At 57.5% G+C, this 14,232-nt stretch carries 14 protein-coding genes; 10 read left to right on the top strand and 4 right to left on the bottom strand.

The annotated features are described in order from the left end of the window. The first annotated feature begins 133 nt into the window (after positions 1-133). The 6 genes from D0C27_RS16170 (at position 134) to nhaA (ending at position 3,866) form a co-directional block, all read left to right on the top strand. Positions 134-535: a YchJ family protein gene (locus D0C27_RS16170; RefSeq protein ID WP_009459461.1), complete on the top strand. Its 402-nt coding sequence runs from the start codon at positions 134-136 to the stop codon at positions 533-535. Next, positions 532-1,002 (top strand): GNAT family N-acetyltransferase, encoded by a 471-nt coding sequence (locus D0C27_RS16175; protein ID WP_115635061.1) that lies wholly within the window; start codon positions 532-534, stop codon positions 1,000-1,002. Before D0C27_RS16170 ends, D0C27_RS16175 begins: the two co-directional genes overlap by 4 nt. Before the next feature lie 37 nt (positions 1,003-1,039). Continuing rightward, entirely contained in the window at positions 1,040-1,558 is a 519-nt protein-coding gene (locus D0C27_RS16180) for a DedA family protein (RefSeq protein WP_009459463.1), read from the top strand. A gap of 6 nt (positions 1,559-1,564) precedes the next feature. Then, complete coding sequence (locus tag D0C27_RS16185; RefSeq protein WP_009459464.1) at positions 1,565-1,909, top strand: DMT family transporter; 345 nt, start codon at positions 1,565-1,567, stop codon at positions 1,907-1,909. A 15-nt stretch (positions 1,910-1,924) separates the two neighbouring features. Next, complete coding sequence (dtd, locus tag D0C27_RS16190; RefSeq protein WP_035268299.1) at positions 1,925-2,383, top strand: D-aminoacyl-tRNA deacylase; 459 nt, start codon at positions 1,925-1,927, stop codon at positions 2,381-2,383. Between the two features lie 118 nt (positions 2,384-2,501). Further along, positions 2,502-3,866, top strand: coding sequence for a Na+/H+ antiporter NhaA (gene nhaA / locus D0C27_RS16195; RefSeq protein ID WP_137431313.1), 1,365 nt, complete (start codon positions 2,502-2,504; stop codon positions 3,864-3,866). Between the two features lie 65 nt (positions 3,867-3,931). Here nhaA and cnbZ read toward each other — a convergent pair whose 3' ends face one another. Further along, the gene (gene cnbZ / locus D0C27_RS16200) at positions 3,932-4,693 is read right to left on the bottom strand and encodes a 2-amino-5-chloromuconate deaminase CnbZ (RefSeq protein ID WP_009459468.1); all 762 of its coding nucleotides are present in this window, start codon (positions 4,691-4,693) and stop codon (positions 3,932-3,934) included. A 483-nt stretch (positions 4,694-5,176) separates the two neighbouring features. Here cnbZ and mgtE point away from each other — a divergent pair, with 483 nt between their 5' ends. The 4 genes from mgtE (at position 5,177) to D0C27_RS16220 (ending at position 11,287) form a co-directional block, all read left to right on the top strand. Continuing rightward, the gene (mgtE, locus tag D0C27_RS16205) at positions 5,177-6,517 is read left to right on the top strand and encodes a magnesium transporter (RefSeq protein ID WP_137431314.1); all 1,341 of its coding nucleotides are present in this window, start codon (positions 5,177-5,179) and stop codon (positions 6,515-6,517) included. A 162-nt stretch (positions 6,518-6,679) separates the two neighbouring features. After that, complete coding sequence (locus tag D0C27_RS16210) at positions 6,680-9,646, top strand: MHYT domain-containing protein (protein WP_137431315.1); 2,967 nt, start codon at positions 6,680-6,682, stop codon at positions 9,644-9,646. Then, positions 9,639-10,655: a response regulator gene (locus D0C27_RS16215; RefSeq protein WP_035268306.1), complete on the top strand. Its 1,017-nt coding sequence runs from the start codon at positions 9,639-9,641 to the stop codon at positions 10,653-10,655. The genes D0C27_RS16210 and D0C27_RS16215 overlap by 8 nt, the downstream gene beginning before the upstream one ends. Positions 10,656-10,714: 59 nt before the next feature. Next, positions 10,715-11,287, top strand: coding sequence for a helix-turn-helix domain-containing protein (locus tag D0C27_RS16220; RefSeq protein ID WP_235332425.1), 573 nt, complete (start codon positions 10,715-10,717; stop codon positions 11,285-11,287). Between the two features lie 9 nt (positions 11,288-11,296). Here D0C27_RS16220 and D0C27_RS16225 read toward each other — a convergent pair whose 3' ends face one another. Genes D0C27_RS16225 through D0C27_RS16235 form a run of 3 tightly spaced genes read right to left on the bottom strand, consistent with a single transcriptional unit; the run spans position 11,297 to position 14,156 of the window. Next, positions 11,297-11,713 (bottom strand): hypothetical protein, encoded by a 417-nt coding sequence (locus D0C27_RS16225; protein ID WP_009459478.1) that lies wholly within the window; start codon positions 11,711-11,713, stop codon positions 11,297-11,299. Between the two features lie 13 nt (positions 11,714-11,726). Then, on the bottom strand, positions 11,727-12,842 hold the full coding sequence (locus D0C27_RS16230) for an aminotransferase class V-fold PLP-dependent enzyme (protein WP_226349538.1): 1,116 nt from the start codon (positions 12,840-12,842) through the stop codon (positions 11,727-11,729). A gap of 15 nt (positions 12,843-12,857) precedes the next feature. After that, on the bottom strand, positions 12,858-14,156 hold the full coding sequence (locus tag D0C27_RS16235) for an MFS transporter (RefSeq protein ID WP_137431316.1): 1,299 nt from the start codon (positions 14,154-14,156) through the stop codon (positions 12,858-12,860). Positions 14,157-14,232: the final 76 nt, after the last annotated feature.

Consider the following 14,232-nt stretch of genomic DNA (forward strand, 5'->3'; position numbering starts at 1 on the left):
CCCTGCCTGACAAGCAGTCCAGCTACAGCAAAGCCTGGTCTGTAAATCCTTACTTTTCGTCGCGGTGGCGCCATAAACCAATACCTGCTTTCAGGTATGCTTGTGCCATTCTTTGGTCTTGGCAGTTACGCTCTTGAAAAAGTCTTCCTCTTCAAAAAACTCCTGTCCCTGCGGCAATCCCAAAACCTACGAAGTTTGTTGCGGCCCTTGGCACCAAGGCCCGCAGTACTTGCAAGCCCCCGATGCGGCTACCCTGATGCGCTCGCGCTACAGCGCTTTTGTGCGCGACGATCTGGACTATCTGCTGGCCACCTGGCATAGCTCCACCCGCCCTCATTCGCTGGAACCCAATCCGGAAGGTTTGCAATGGCTGGGCCTGGATGTGCGACGTCATGAACGTGTTTCCGACACGGAAGCGATTGTGGAATTTGTCGCTCGCAACCGTCTGAATGGCCGGGCGAACCGTCTGCATGAAGTCAGCCGTTTTGTCCTTGAACAAGGCCAATGGTTTTACGTGGACGGGGATTTTTCATGAGCCAAAGCAATGATTTTGGACAAGCTGAACAGGTCCATGGCTCCAGCCTGCCCATGGCTTTGCTTCTGGAAGCTGATCCCAGCACAAGTCTGATTGAAAGCTACAAAGACACACCGCACGCCTGGTGCATTAAAGATCAGGAACACATCGTGGCGGCTGCTATTTTGCAGCGCAGGAACGCCCAGGATTGGGAGCTGATGAACATCGCCGTTCAGCCCTCGCACCAGGGTCATGGGTTGGGTGCCAAGCTGCTGTCTGCCCTGATTAGCTATGTACGCGAACAAGGTGGGCAAACCTTATATGTGGCCACCGGCACCATTGGCTACCCCCTGTTTTTCTACCAGCGCGCCGGCTTTCGAGTGATAGCGGTAGAGCCCGATTATTTCCTGCACCATTACGACGAGGCCCTGTTTGAGGACGGCTTGCAGCACAAGGACCGCCTGATTCTGAGCCTTGCCCTGAACTAAAAGACTGCAATGATGCTGTCCCTTCCTTCTGGTTGATATGCTGAGCACCCTAAGCAATTTTGCAGAACAGGCCACAGCCCTGATCAGCGCCAACCCACAATGGGTGGCCCCCGCTGTTTTCGCTTTGTGCCTGGTCGAGTCCCTGCCCTTTCTGGCCCTGATCATACCGGGTACAGCCATCCTTTTATCCGTCGGTGCCCTGGTCGGCGCCGGGGAAATGAGCTTGCTGCCGATCTGGCTGTCCGTGACACTGGGCGCCGGCCTGGGCAATGCCATCTCGTTTTTTCTGGGCCAGCGTTACGGCGGCAATCTGTTCCACTTCGAGTGGGCCCGCAAGCGCTTGCATCTGTATGCAAAAGCGCAGGCTTTTTTTGCACGCTGGGGATGGTTTAGTATTGTGGCCTGCCGCTTTGTTGGTCCCTTGCGCTCAACTGTCCCCTTGATTGCGGGCACCTGTGCCATGTCGCCTCTGAGTTTTCATATCTCATCCTGGGCCTCGGCCGCCTTGTGGGCCAGTGTCTTGCTGCTACCTGGCTGGTTCAGTTTCCAACCCTGATTTTCAATGACCCCTGTAAGCCTCGCCTACCTGCATTTATTCATCGCGATTCTCTTCGAGATCATCGCCACCAGCTTGCTGCAGCGCTCCGAACAGTTCACGCGCCTGATGCCCAGCGCCTTCACCATCATGTTCTACGCAGGTGCGTTTTACTTCCTGTCGCTCAGCCTGCGCGTCATGCCGGTTGGGGTGGCCTATGCCATCTGGAGTGGCGTGGGCATTGTGCTGATTTCCTTGATTGGCTGGGTGGTCTTCAAGCAGAAGCTGGATTTGGCCGCTATGATTGGCATCGGTTTTATTGTGGTGGGTGTGCTGATTGTGAATCTGTTCTCCAAATCTGTCGGCCACTGATTTTAGTGAATAAATATGATTGCCTTGATTCAACGGGTACGCCAGGCCCAGGTCGATATTGAAAACCAAACTGTCGCAAAAATTGGCGCAGGCATGGCCGTTCTGGTCTGTGCCGAGCACGGTGACACCCGCGAGCAAGCCACACGCTTGCTGGATAAATTGCTGGCCCTGCGCATTTTCTCGGACGAGCAAGGCAAGATGAACCTGAACTTGCAGCAAGCCGGTGGTCAGCTATTACTGGTTAGCCAGTTCACCCTGGCGGCCGATACGCGCAAGGGCAACCGTCCAGGATTCAGCCGCGCTGCGCCCCCTGCAATCAGCCAGCCCTTGTTTGACGAGCTGGTAGCCATGGCCCGCACCCGGCTGCCTGATACCCAGTGCGGCGTATTTGGTGCCGATATGCAATTGAGCCTGACCAACGATGGGCCAGTCACGATTCCCATACATATTGCGCCCGACACAGACCCAAGCTGACGATTGCCTTAAAGAGGCTCCATCCCTATAATTGCGCAGGGTGTTTTGCTGGCATGGTGCAGCAAGGCAGGTTAATTACATACGCAAGGTCGGGCCGCCTTGTGGAGATTTGCCGACCATGTCCCACCCTTCTTCCGGTGCGCCTTTGCCGCGCGCCCATGTTCTGACCCGCCAGTTGCAAGCCCAATTGCAACGCCTCCTGCATATCGAGGCCCTGGGCGGTGTGGTCTTGTTGATGGCTGCCGCCATAGCCCTGATCTGGGCCAACTCTTCATTTGCCGATAGCTATTCTGCCCTGTGGCACACCCAAGTGACCTTGGAGCTGGGCTCCTGGCGTTTCTCGCAAGATCTGCATTTTTGGGTCAACGATATTCTGATGACCTTGTTCTTCCTGGTTGTCGGGATGGAGATCCGCCGCGAGATCCATGACGGTGCCCTGTCCGACTGGCGCTCGGCCATGCTGCCTATCTGTGCTGCCCTGTCCGCCATCACCCTGCCCGCGCTGATCTACGCCGCCATGAATCCCGACCCGAAGGTGCTGATGGGTTGGGCCATTCCGACTGCCACCGATATTGCCTTCGCAGTGGGTGTGCTGGCCTTGCTGGGCCGCTCCCTGCCCCCCAGCTTGCGGGTGTTTTTGCTGGCGCTGGCCATTATTGATGACCTGGTCGCCATCCTGATCATTGCCTTCTTCTACTCGGGCGGCCTGGACTACAGCGCCTTCCTGATTGCAGCCGTTGGTATTGTGGCCGTCCTGGGTCTGCAAAAAATGGGTATAGGCTCGGCCTGGGCCTATGTCGTTCCCGGTGCGATCCTGTGGTTTGGCTTGTTGAAGACAGGTGCTCACCCCACACTGGCCGGTGTGGTTCTGGGCATGATGAGCCCTGTGCGCGCCCTGCCCTTGCCTCGCAAGGCCCGTCACCTGAATCTGGAACTGGCCACCAAACTGGAAAGCCAGCATGACACCCACGAAGTCATGCACACGCTGCAGAAAATGCAGTTGGCTCAACGCGAGATTCTGCCTCCGGTCCAGCGTATTCCTGCACTGCTGCATCCCTGGGTAGCGTTCATCATCATGCCGGTGTTTGCGCTGGCCAATGCCGGGGTCAGCCTGAATGGTCTGGACCTGAATGCCGCCGGTGCACAAAGCGCCCTGTTTGGTGTGGCGATTGCCCTGATTGTGGGCAAGCCCCTGGGCGTCTTGCTGGGCACCTGGTTGCCCGTACGCTTGGGGCTATGTACCCTGCCTGCCGGCATGGATTGGGCCGGCGTCACCCTGATTGGTTTGCTGGCCGGTATTGGCTTTACCATGTCCATCTTTGTGGCCAACCTGGCCTTTGCCGAGCCCGTTTTGCTGGATGCTGCCAAGCTGGGCGTTCTGTGTGGCTCTTTGGCGTCCGCCGTTCTGGGCTTGGCGTGGGGCCTGATTGTGCGTCGTCGCTATCAGCAGTCTGCCCGCCAGGCAGCTTATAGCCAGGCATAAACAGCCAGACATCAAACAAACAGGCCCACGCTAGCGTGGGCCTGTTTGTTTTAGGGGCTGATCAATTAATCAATAGTCAGCACGCGTTCGTTCAGGATACGGCGGCAATCCATTTCAAACTCCAGATCCTTGACGGGAGGACGGGCCAGGTGCCAGCCCAAGCCATGGTTGATCGCACCGCGCTGAGCCAGTTCAGTAGCCATGAAAGGATGCAGATTGTGCACCGTGTACGCATGGGTGGCCGTCGTGTCAGCCCATTCATGGCCCAACACTTCCAGACGACGCTCCATTTCACCCAGAACCCATTGCGCCTTCTGCAACAGCCCTTCAGGCGACACGTCCTGGTAGGCCACAATGCTCTCTATATAGTCGTCGGGCGTTTCGGGGACTTCGCAGCTGCCTGCGATCACAAAGGTGGCTTCTTCAATATCGGTTTCCACCGTGTAGCTGAAAGCGTAAAAACTGGGCTCGGCAGGTGCGCCTACCAGCGGCGACACGTTGCTGCGGGCGACCGGATTATGCTTGCCTTTGACCAGGCCCCACTCTTTCAGCGTTTCCAGATACAGCTCATTGAACTTGTTGAAGTCGCTGTCGCTAACTGGCTCGGGCGAGCGCAGCTCGCAGGCGCACAAGGCTGTCAAGGGACGCTCTTCTGCTTCCAGCACGGCCTGAATCAAGTCAAAACCTTCTTTCAGTGGCACGGGGGCAGAAAACACGACCCGGCAGATCTCGTAACCAGGCTGAGCGGCCACCCCGCCCGAAAAGCGGTTCACGCCGGTCGGAATGAAGCGGTAGTTGCCTTTGTCAAAATTAATCGCATTGCTCATGGTTGTTCCTGATCGTGTAGTGGGCCTTGGCCCGCCGGGGTCGAGTCGCCGTTATGCGGCAAAGCGGGCACTATAGCACCCTCTGAACCGTCTCAAGTTCGGTGCAGGGGCACAAGCCTCACCTTAACAGCACAAATCATTTTTTTGCGCATCATTGCAATCGCTTTGACTTCCAGCGCAGACCTCCCTACGATGGCGATATTCTTCATCACGCTGAGTTTCAGCTTGGTAGTGCACTGAGCGGTTCTATGGGTAAATCATGGATCGATTCACAGACATACTTAGACCACAGCATCAGCAATTTCCCAGACAAAATGCAGCGGCCTGGCGTTTCCTGCGCCCGGCTTGGGAAGCACGTATCCGCAAAGAACGCTATCCTAGCGAGTTTCGTGCGAACTGAGCCGGTTCGCTTTACGGTCTGTTGGCCCGGTGCCAACCTCCTGAACTCAAGACCCTGTACCTGCACGCCCACTGGAGTATTGCATGTCCACGCATCCATCAACTGAGCTACTTGGCCCCCAAACCCCGATTGCCGATATTGTTCTGGCCCTGAATCAGCTGGAGCAAGGCCCCGCGCTGCTCGCTGCCCAGGAGCTGGATAACGAACGTCTGCAAGCCTTGCTGGAAGTGCCGGAGTTGCGTTGGGCCAGTGCGCTCTTGATGGAGCTGACACGTCCCGAACGCCTGCCAGTGCTGGAGCAACTGGCCGAAGACCGAATGGCCGACTTGCTGCAAGACCTGGACCATGAAGACCAGGAGCAGATTCTTGGCCGCCTGACCCAGCGCACCCGCACCTCCATCATGCGTCTGATGCACTATCCGGCAGACACAGCCGGCGGCATCATGACTACCGAGTTTCTGCAAGTGCCCATGAGCTGGAATGTGGCACAAACCTTGCAGCACATTCGGGAAGTGGAAAGTACCCGCGAAACGGTCTATGCCATCTATGTGATCAACGACAAGCAACAACTGCAATTTGTGGTGCCTTTGCGCAAGCTGGTGTGCGCCGACCCGCAGGCGGCCCTGACCGAGTTGTGGAGTGGCGACAGCCCCATTGCCGTGCAGGCCCTGACGGACAAGGAGGCCGTGGCCCAACTGATACGCCGCCACGACTTTCTGGCCATTCCAGTGGTGGACGAGGCCAATGCCATCATCGGCATTGTGACGGTAGACGACGTGATCGACGCCCTGATGGACGAGGCCGCCGAAGACATGAACCGCTTCGGGGGTGCCGAACATATTGGCAAACCCTATCTGCAAGCGGGCTTTAGCACCATGATTCGCAAACGGGGAGGCTGGCTGGCCATTCTGTTCCTGGGTGAAATGCTGACCGCCAGTGCCATGCAGTACTACGAAATACAGCTGGAAAAGGCCGTGGTCCTGGCCATGTTCATTCCCTTGATCATGAGCTCCGGCGGTAACTCCGGCTCGCAGGCCACTTCCTTGCTGATCCGCGGTCTGGCCCTGGGTGAAGTCCGGGTGCGCGACTGGTGGCGTGTCCTGCTGCGCGAATTACCCGTGGGTCTGGTGCTGGGCACCATGTTGGGGGCGATCGGCTTTATTCGTATCGAAATCTGGCAACACCTGGGCCTGTACGACTATGGCGAGCACTCCTTGCTGATTGCCTTCACCATCTGGCTGGCTCTGGTTGGCATTGTGACGTTCGGTTCTTGTATTGGCTCCATGCTGCCCTTCATCTTGCAGCGCGTCGGTTTTGACCCGGCCAGTGCCTCGGCACCCCTGGTGGCCACGCTGGTGGACGTGCTCGGTTTGGTGATTTACTTCTCCGTGGCCGCGATGTTGCTGACAGGAACCTTGCTCTAGCCATGAATTTTTTTGTTGAATCCATACAAAAAAGCGCACAGTAAGAGACAAACTCGGTAACCTATCCGAATTTCACCGTTACATTCCCTCTGGCAGGCAGGGGGAGCCTGACACATTTCGTCTAACTTGGCCCCCTATGGGCCGCTTCGGACATCAGCACCTATGCGGATACTCGACCAGTTCTTCATCAGTGCAGACCAGATGGCTCCCTTTTTGGTTGGTAGCTATAACAGTGGTCTGGTCATCCTGTCGCTACTGGTTGCCATCTTCTCCTCGGGCATGGCCTTGCAAACGGCCCATATTGCCCGCATGGCTGATTTGCGCATACACCGCCAGATTGCCATTTGTACGGGTGCCATCGCCCTGGGCGGTGGCATCTGGACCATGCACTTTATTGGCATGTTGGCGTTTGAACTTTGCACCAGCGTCCATTACGACCCGGCCATCACCATGTTGTCGGTTCTGCCCAGCGTAGGGGCATCCTGGGTCGCCCTGCAAATTCTCTCGCAAGCCCGTGTACAACGCTCGCACCTGATTGTGGGCGGTATTTTGGTGGGTCTGGGTATAGGCACCATGCATTACAGTGGCATGGCTGCCATGCGTATGGCGCCGGTGCTGCGCTATGAGCCCATCACCTTCTTCCTGTCGATTGTGCTGGCTGTGGTACTGGCCACGCTGGCCTTGTGGATACGCTTTCGCTTGCATCGCACCCGCCTGACCTTGCTGCAACGCGTGGTCATCAGCGGCATTGTGCTGGGCCTGGCCATTTCCGGCATGCACTATACCGGCATGGCGGCCGCCCGATTTATAGGCCAGACCACACCGCCCGATGACATGATCATCTTCAACAGCACCTTTGCCTCCATGGTGCTGTCCACCTTCACCATTACAGTGACGGTACTGGTGACCGCGGCCAACGGCCTGCTGCGCTACCGCCAGTTGTTCTTGAAGATGGAAGAAAGCGAATCGCATAACCGGGCCATTGTGGATACGGCGATTGACGGCATTATTACCATCAACAGCCACGGCACCATTCTGGACTTCAACCATTCAGCCGAACGCCTGTTTGGCTGGAAGGCTGGCGAGGTGCTGGGGCGCAATGTGAACATGCTGATGCCCGAGCCGGACCGCTCGCGCCACGACAGCTATCTGTCCAATTATTTACGCACCAACGACCCAAAAATTATTGGCGTAGGCCGGGATGTCACCGGTTTGCGCAAGGATGGCAGCTTGCTGCCGATGCGCCTGGCCGTAGGCAAGGTACGCCAGCCGGGTGACCCGCTGTTTGTCGGTTTTGTCACTGACATGAGCCGCTACAAGGCACTGACCGAATCCCTGCGTCAAAGTGCGGAAAAAGCCGAGCAGGCAGCCCAGGCCAAGACGGCTTTTCTGGCCAATATGAGCCATGAAATCCGTACCCCGCTCAACGCGATTATTGGCTTTAGCGACTTGATGCTGAATGATCAGATCAATGCGCAGCAAAACAAGCACCTTGCCATCATCAACCAGTCCGCCCACTCCTTGCTGGCTTTGCTGAACGACATTCTGGATACCACCAAGCTGGAACGCGGCTCGGTCGAGCTGGAGCAAGTGGATTTTTCGCTGATTGAATTGTGCAATCAGGTCGTGGCCTCCTTGCGTTTGGCAGCGGATGCCAAGAACCTGGAGTTCCGTCTGAACCATGCGCCCGAGCTGCATCAGTTTTACAAGGGCGACCCGATGCGGATTCAGCAGGTGCTGAACAACCTGATCGGCAATGCCATCAAGTTCACCCAAAGCGGAGCGGTGCATGTGGATGTCAATCCCGAACCAGGGCGCAATACCGTCTCCATCCGCGTCACGGACACCGGCATTGGCATGACTCCTGAGCAGTTGCGCCATGTGTTCACCCCTTTTACACAGGCCGATGTATCCATCAGCCGCCGTTTTGGCGGTACCGGCCTGGGCGTATCCATTGCCCGCCAGTTGGTGGATCTGATGGGCGGCACGCTGAAGGTTGAAAGTACCCTGGGCGTGGGCAGCGTCTTTGAAGTCCGTATTCCCCTGGAACCGGGTAAAGAACCCAGCCTGAGCCCGGACGATCAGCCCGTGCCCCGCCTGCCGCCGCTGCGCATTCTGGTGGCCGATGACATCAGCCTGAATCAGGAACTGCTGACCTTGGCCCTGGAGCAGCACGGACACTCCGTGACAGCGGCCGACAACGGTCACAAAGTGCTGGAGCTGCTGTCCAAAGAAGATTTTGATGTGGCCTTGCTGGATGTGCACATGCCCGAGATGGACGGTCTGGAAACCGCCCGCCGGTGGCGCGAACAGGAGCGCCGTGAAGCGCGTCTGCCTTTGCCTCTGATTGCGCTGACTGCCAGTGTCATGGAGTCCGACCGTCATGCGGCCCAGGAGGCCGGCATGAATGGCTTTGCCACCAAACCGCTGGATCTGCCTTCTTTGCTGCAAGAAATTGCCATGGTGATGGGTCTGCCCCCCACTGGTCCCCTGGAGCACAGCGTCGAACCACAAGAGAACAGCCTGATCGATTGGGAGTTGGGCCTGAGCCTGTGGGGTTCCCAGGTCCGTCTGCGCCGCGCTCTGCTGAGCTTTCTGTCTGACCTGCATACCCGCTACCCACTCGATGAAATCAAGCAGGCATCCCCGAACTGGGAAATTGTGCTGGGCAGCCTGCATGGCATTCGCGGCACCGCCGGCAATCTGGGCCTGCCCCAAGTGTCTGCCCTCAGCGCCGAGCTGGAAGAAAAAATTCGTCGTGGTCAAACTCGCCAGATGCGTCGCCGTATTGAACAGTTGCAGGAAATGTTCAACCGCATCGTTCAAGAACTTAGCCACAACGGCCCACCGACTCCTTATTCAGACCCTCAACACGTCGTGGTGCATACCCCAGACGTTGCCTTGAACCATCTCCACATTCTGCATAGCAGCGTCTTGCTCAACGAGCTGGATGAGCCTGCCTTGCAAGTGGTCTGTCAGTATCTGGAAAGCACAGGGCAAACCGATACCCTGAATGATCTTAATAAAACCATCGACGTGTTCGACTTTGCTCAAGCCAGCCTGATCCTGTCCAAGCTGATCAAAGACCTGAATGCGAGCTTGGCCAAGGATCCGCCACGCCATGAATGAATTTACCTCACCGCGCCCCACCCTCTTGCTCATCGATGACGAGCCCGCCAATCTGCAGATTCTGCGCCATACGCTGCAACAGGATTTCCGGCTGCTCTTTGCCAAAGATGGCATCAAGGCGCTGGAGCTGGCACAACGGGATCTACCGGACCTGATCTTGCTGGACATCATGATGCCGCAAATGTCGGGTTACGAAGTCTGTAGAGCCTTGAAGGCCGACCTTAAAACCCGCCACATACCCGTTGTTTTTGTAACCGCACTCTCGCAGCCGCAGGATGAGCAAATGGGGCTGGACATGGGGGCGGTGGACTACATCTCCAAACCCTTTAACCCGGCGATTCTGAAGGCACGCATACGCAACCATCTGTCCTTGGTACAAATGCAGGAACTGCGCGACAGCCGCCTGCAGATTATCCGTTGCCTGGGGACAGCGGCCGAATACAAGGACAACGAAGTTGGCCGCCACGTCATCCGCATGAGCCACTACACGCGCATTCTGGCCCATTGGCTGGGTTACTCCAGCGAAGCGGCCGACGAACTGCTGCACGCCGCGCCCATGCACGATATTGGCAAAATCGGCATCCCGGATTCCATCCTGCAAAAACCCGGCAAGCTAACACCCGAAGAATGGGAAATCATGCGTACGCACACCTTGATTGGCGCCCGCATTATTGGCCAGCACTCGCATGGTTTGTTAAAACTGGCACGCACGATCGCGCTGTATCACCATGAAAAATGGGATGGCAGTGGCTATCCCTACGGTTTAAAAGGCGAGAATATCCCCCTGCCCGCCCGCATCGTGGCGGTGGCCGATGTGTTTGATGCCTTGGCCAGTGAGCGGCCCTATAAGAAAGCCTGGAGTGTAGAGCGCTGCATCAACTATCTGCGCGAACAATCCGGCCAGCACTTTGACCCGCAACTGATCGCCCTGCTGGACAAATGCCTGCCTGAAATGCTGCATATCAAAGAAAAATGGGCCGACGATCCCCAACTGATGGCAAAGACCTGAACCGATTGGCCCGATAAGCAGCAGGTGGGCCAGGTCCCGCGCTCCTCAGCCCTGCGGGCTTGTCTTACAATGACGGCTTTACTATCTACCCCCGCTTCTACATGGCCGCTTTGCGTATTCGCCAAGTCCGACTTCATAAAAAACTGTCTCTGCGCAAGCTGGCCGAGCTTGCCCAAGTCTCCCCCGGCCTGATCAGCCAGGTGGAACGCGGTTTGACCCAACCCAGTCTGGATACCCTGCGCCAAATTGCACGTGCGCTGGATACGCCCTTGTTTTCCCTGCTGGATGACAATGTGGAGCAAGTGGCGGTGGTGCGCCAGAACGAGCGCATGAGCATTCAATCCGCTTCGGGCGTGCAGTACCAGCGGGTGTCACCGGGCTTTGGCAGTATTGAAATGCTGGCGGGCTTCTTGCCGCCGGGAGGAAGCTCGGTCGGGCAGCGCTGGAGCCACCCTGCCGAGGAATGTGTGCTGGTGACGGAAGGCCAGCTGCTGGTCGATGTAGGGGATGATCAGCACTGTCTGCAAACGGGCGATAGCTGTTATTTCAACTCCAGCCTGCCCCATGCCTACCGCAATCCTTACGACACGGATGTGCGCTTTATTGTGGCGATCACCCCACCCAGCTATTAAGCACGAGCACTAGGCGGCGCTGTGCAGCTGGGCCTGGATCAGATCCAGCTCGGTTTCATGGCAACGCTGCAAACGTAGCCAGCGGTTTTCATCCATGTCTGCACCGCGTGTCGCCAGCATGATCAAAATGCAGGAATTCTGATCCAGCGGCTGCACCATGGCGCTGATGCGCGGGGTACGTTGCGTGGCGCTACCTACCCAATAGCGAATCAGCCCTTGCTCGGCCAGAATCTCCACGCTGACATGGGTTTGGCCACCATCAAACAAGGACGTCCCCACCACCAGGCCAGGCTCCACCGTTTCGGTGTCAAAGCAGCCCAGGGACCAGCGTCCCAGCGCATCCAGATCCGCCATATAGTCCATCACGACCTTGGCGGATCGTTCGATACGACGGCTGGCCTGATGAGCCCAGGTTTGGCTATCCATATCCCCTCCTCCTTTACCAGCCGGCTTGCAAGGTGTCGCACAAGCGCAGTACATCCTGCTCGGTGCAGACATTACCGGGCGACAGACGCAATACGCCGTCACGCTGATCGCAATAGAGCTCCTGCTCACGCAGCTGATCCACCATAGCCTGAGCGCGCTGGGCACTGCTGGCGCGCAACATGATGCTGCCGCCGCGCTCGTTCTCGGCCAATGGGGTCAGCACGGGCCAATTGGCTTTGGCCGCACGATCCAGCAAGACCGCCGTCAATGCCCGGTTTTGCTCCAGCAGTTTTTCCACGCCGGTTTCCAGCACGAAACGCATGCCAGGCAGGGACGCAATACTTCCCAAAATAGCCGGTGTGCCATGGTCGAAACGACGCGCGCCGTCAGCATAGCTGAACTGGTCCAGATTCCAGTTAAAGGGATTTTCCTGGCTGAACCAGCCGCGAAACTCCGGCTCGCACTGCTCGATCAAATCTGCACGCACATGCAAGAGGCTGGCACCGGACACGCCGCATGCCCACTTCAAGGAGGCCGACAAGGTAAAGGCCACGCCTTCATGCACGGTGAACGGCACCAGCCCGGCAGCTTGTGTCAAATCCAGCGCCATCAGGCTGCCGTGCTCCGTCGCACATTGCGCCATGCGATCCACATCCACCCGGTGCGAGGACGTAGAGCTGACCCAGGTCACCAGGGCCAAACCCACACTGTCATCCCAGGCATTAATGAAATCATCGTCCGTCACATAGGACAGGCCGGCGCTCAAAGGTACGGTGCGCAAGGTGAAGCCCAGGCGCAAGGCCAGTTTTTGCAACAGGAAATGCAGGCTGGGAAAGCAATCGGCCGCAACCAGCAAGGTACGTCCTTTAAGCACATGCGAAGGCAAAGAACCCAGAATGCTGTAGAGGCCGCCTGTGACGTTTTCACTTAGCGCAATATCCTTGGAATCAGCACCAATCAAACGGGCCCAGGCATCCATGAAAGCCTGTTTCTGGCCCAGAGCGTACCCCCACTGGGCATCGTCCTGCGCCGACCAGACCTGGCTGAACTGATCCAGCTCGGCACGCATGGCCGCTTCCTTGCCCTCGAACATGCCAATGGAGTGATAAAGAAAATATCCGGACATCATTTACTTCCTTGAAAATCAATCGGCCAACTGACGGCCAGAGGTTTCCTGCACCGTGCTCAAAGCCACACTCCCGATCAGCGCCACTACCATCACGTAAAAGGCAGGTGCCATGCTGGAACCGGTCAGGCCCGTCAGCCAGGACGCCACGAATGGCGCCGTCGCTCCACCCAGAATGGTGGCGATGTTAAAGCCCAGCGACACGCCGCTATAGCGCACTCGCGTAGGGAACAATTCGGCATACAAGGGGTAGCCCACGGCCTGCACTACGATGAACGGCAAAATGGACACGGCCACCGCGATCACCGCCAGCGGGAAACTGCCCCAGGAGGCGACCCACATCGTCAGCGGCACCAGCACCAGATAGCCCAGCAAGCCAATCGTCAGCAAGGGTTTGCGGCCAAAGCGATCAGACAGGCCACCGGCAAAAGGCATGATGAAGGCCGAGCACAAGGTGACCAGGGAAATCAGCCAGAACACCGCGGTGCCGTCGTATTTCAGGGTGTGAATCAAATGGGTACTCAGATAGACCACGCCCACGTAGCCTGCTGCATTCTGTGCAAAACCAATGGCAATGACTTGCAAGAGGGGACGGCGGTAATCACGCACAATCAAGGACAAAGGCGAATGCTCGGGGTGATGGCTTTTGAGCATTTCCTTAAAGCGCGGCGAATCCTCGATACGTGAACGAGCCCAGACACACAGAATGATCAAGGGAATGGACAGTAGAAAGGGAATACGCCAGCCCCAATCCAGCATGGCTTCCTTACCCACCAGCGCTGTCACCAGGCCGGCGACGCCGGTGGCCAGGGACAAGCCCAAAGTGGCGGCGGCCGGGTTGAACGCGCCAAAGAAACCGCGCTTGCCGGGGGGCGAGCATTCCGCCACATAGGTAGCTGCGCCCGTAATTTCACCACCGGCAAAAAAGCCCTGCAGCAAACGACACAGCAATAGCAAGGCCGGTGCAGCCAGGCCCAGCGTGGCGTAGGTAGGCAACATGCCCATCAAGGCGCTGGCCACTCCAATGCCCACAATCGTGAACATCAAGGCAGCGGTACGGCCATGCTTGTCGCCAAACCAGCCAAAGAAAATACCGCCCAAGGGGCGTGCCAGAAAGGCCCCGCCAAACACGGCCAATGTGGACAGCAAGGCCGCGTTCTCATTGCCGGCGTGAAAAAACAGCACGCTTAGCGTCACAGCCAGGACGCCGTACAGCTGAAAGTCGTAATACTCGATCATGGTGCCCAAACCCGCTGCGCTGGCGGCGCGCCACGGCGATACGGGGGCCTCGTCCTGTGGGGACTGTTTCTTGCTCATGTCTCATCCATCCTGATACGCATAATGCGTCTATTCTGTTTAGTGTGGCTAAACAAATTATACGGATGAATATTTC

The sequence above is a fragment of the Alcaligenes faecalis genome, assembly GCF_005311025.1.
Taxonomy (GTDB): domain Bacteria; phylum Pseudomonadota; class Gammaproteobacteria; order Burkholderiales; family Burkholderiaceae_B; genus Alcaligenes; species Alcaligenes phenolicus.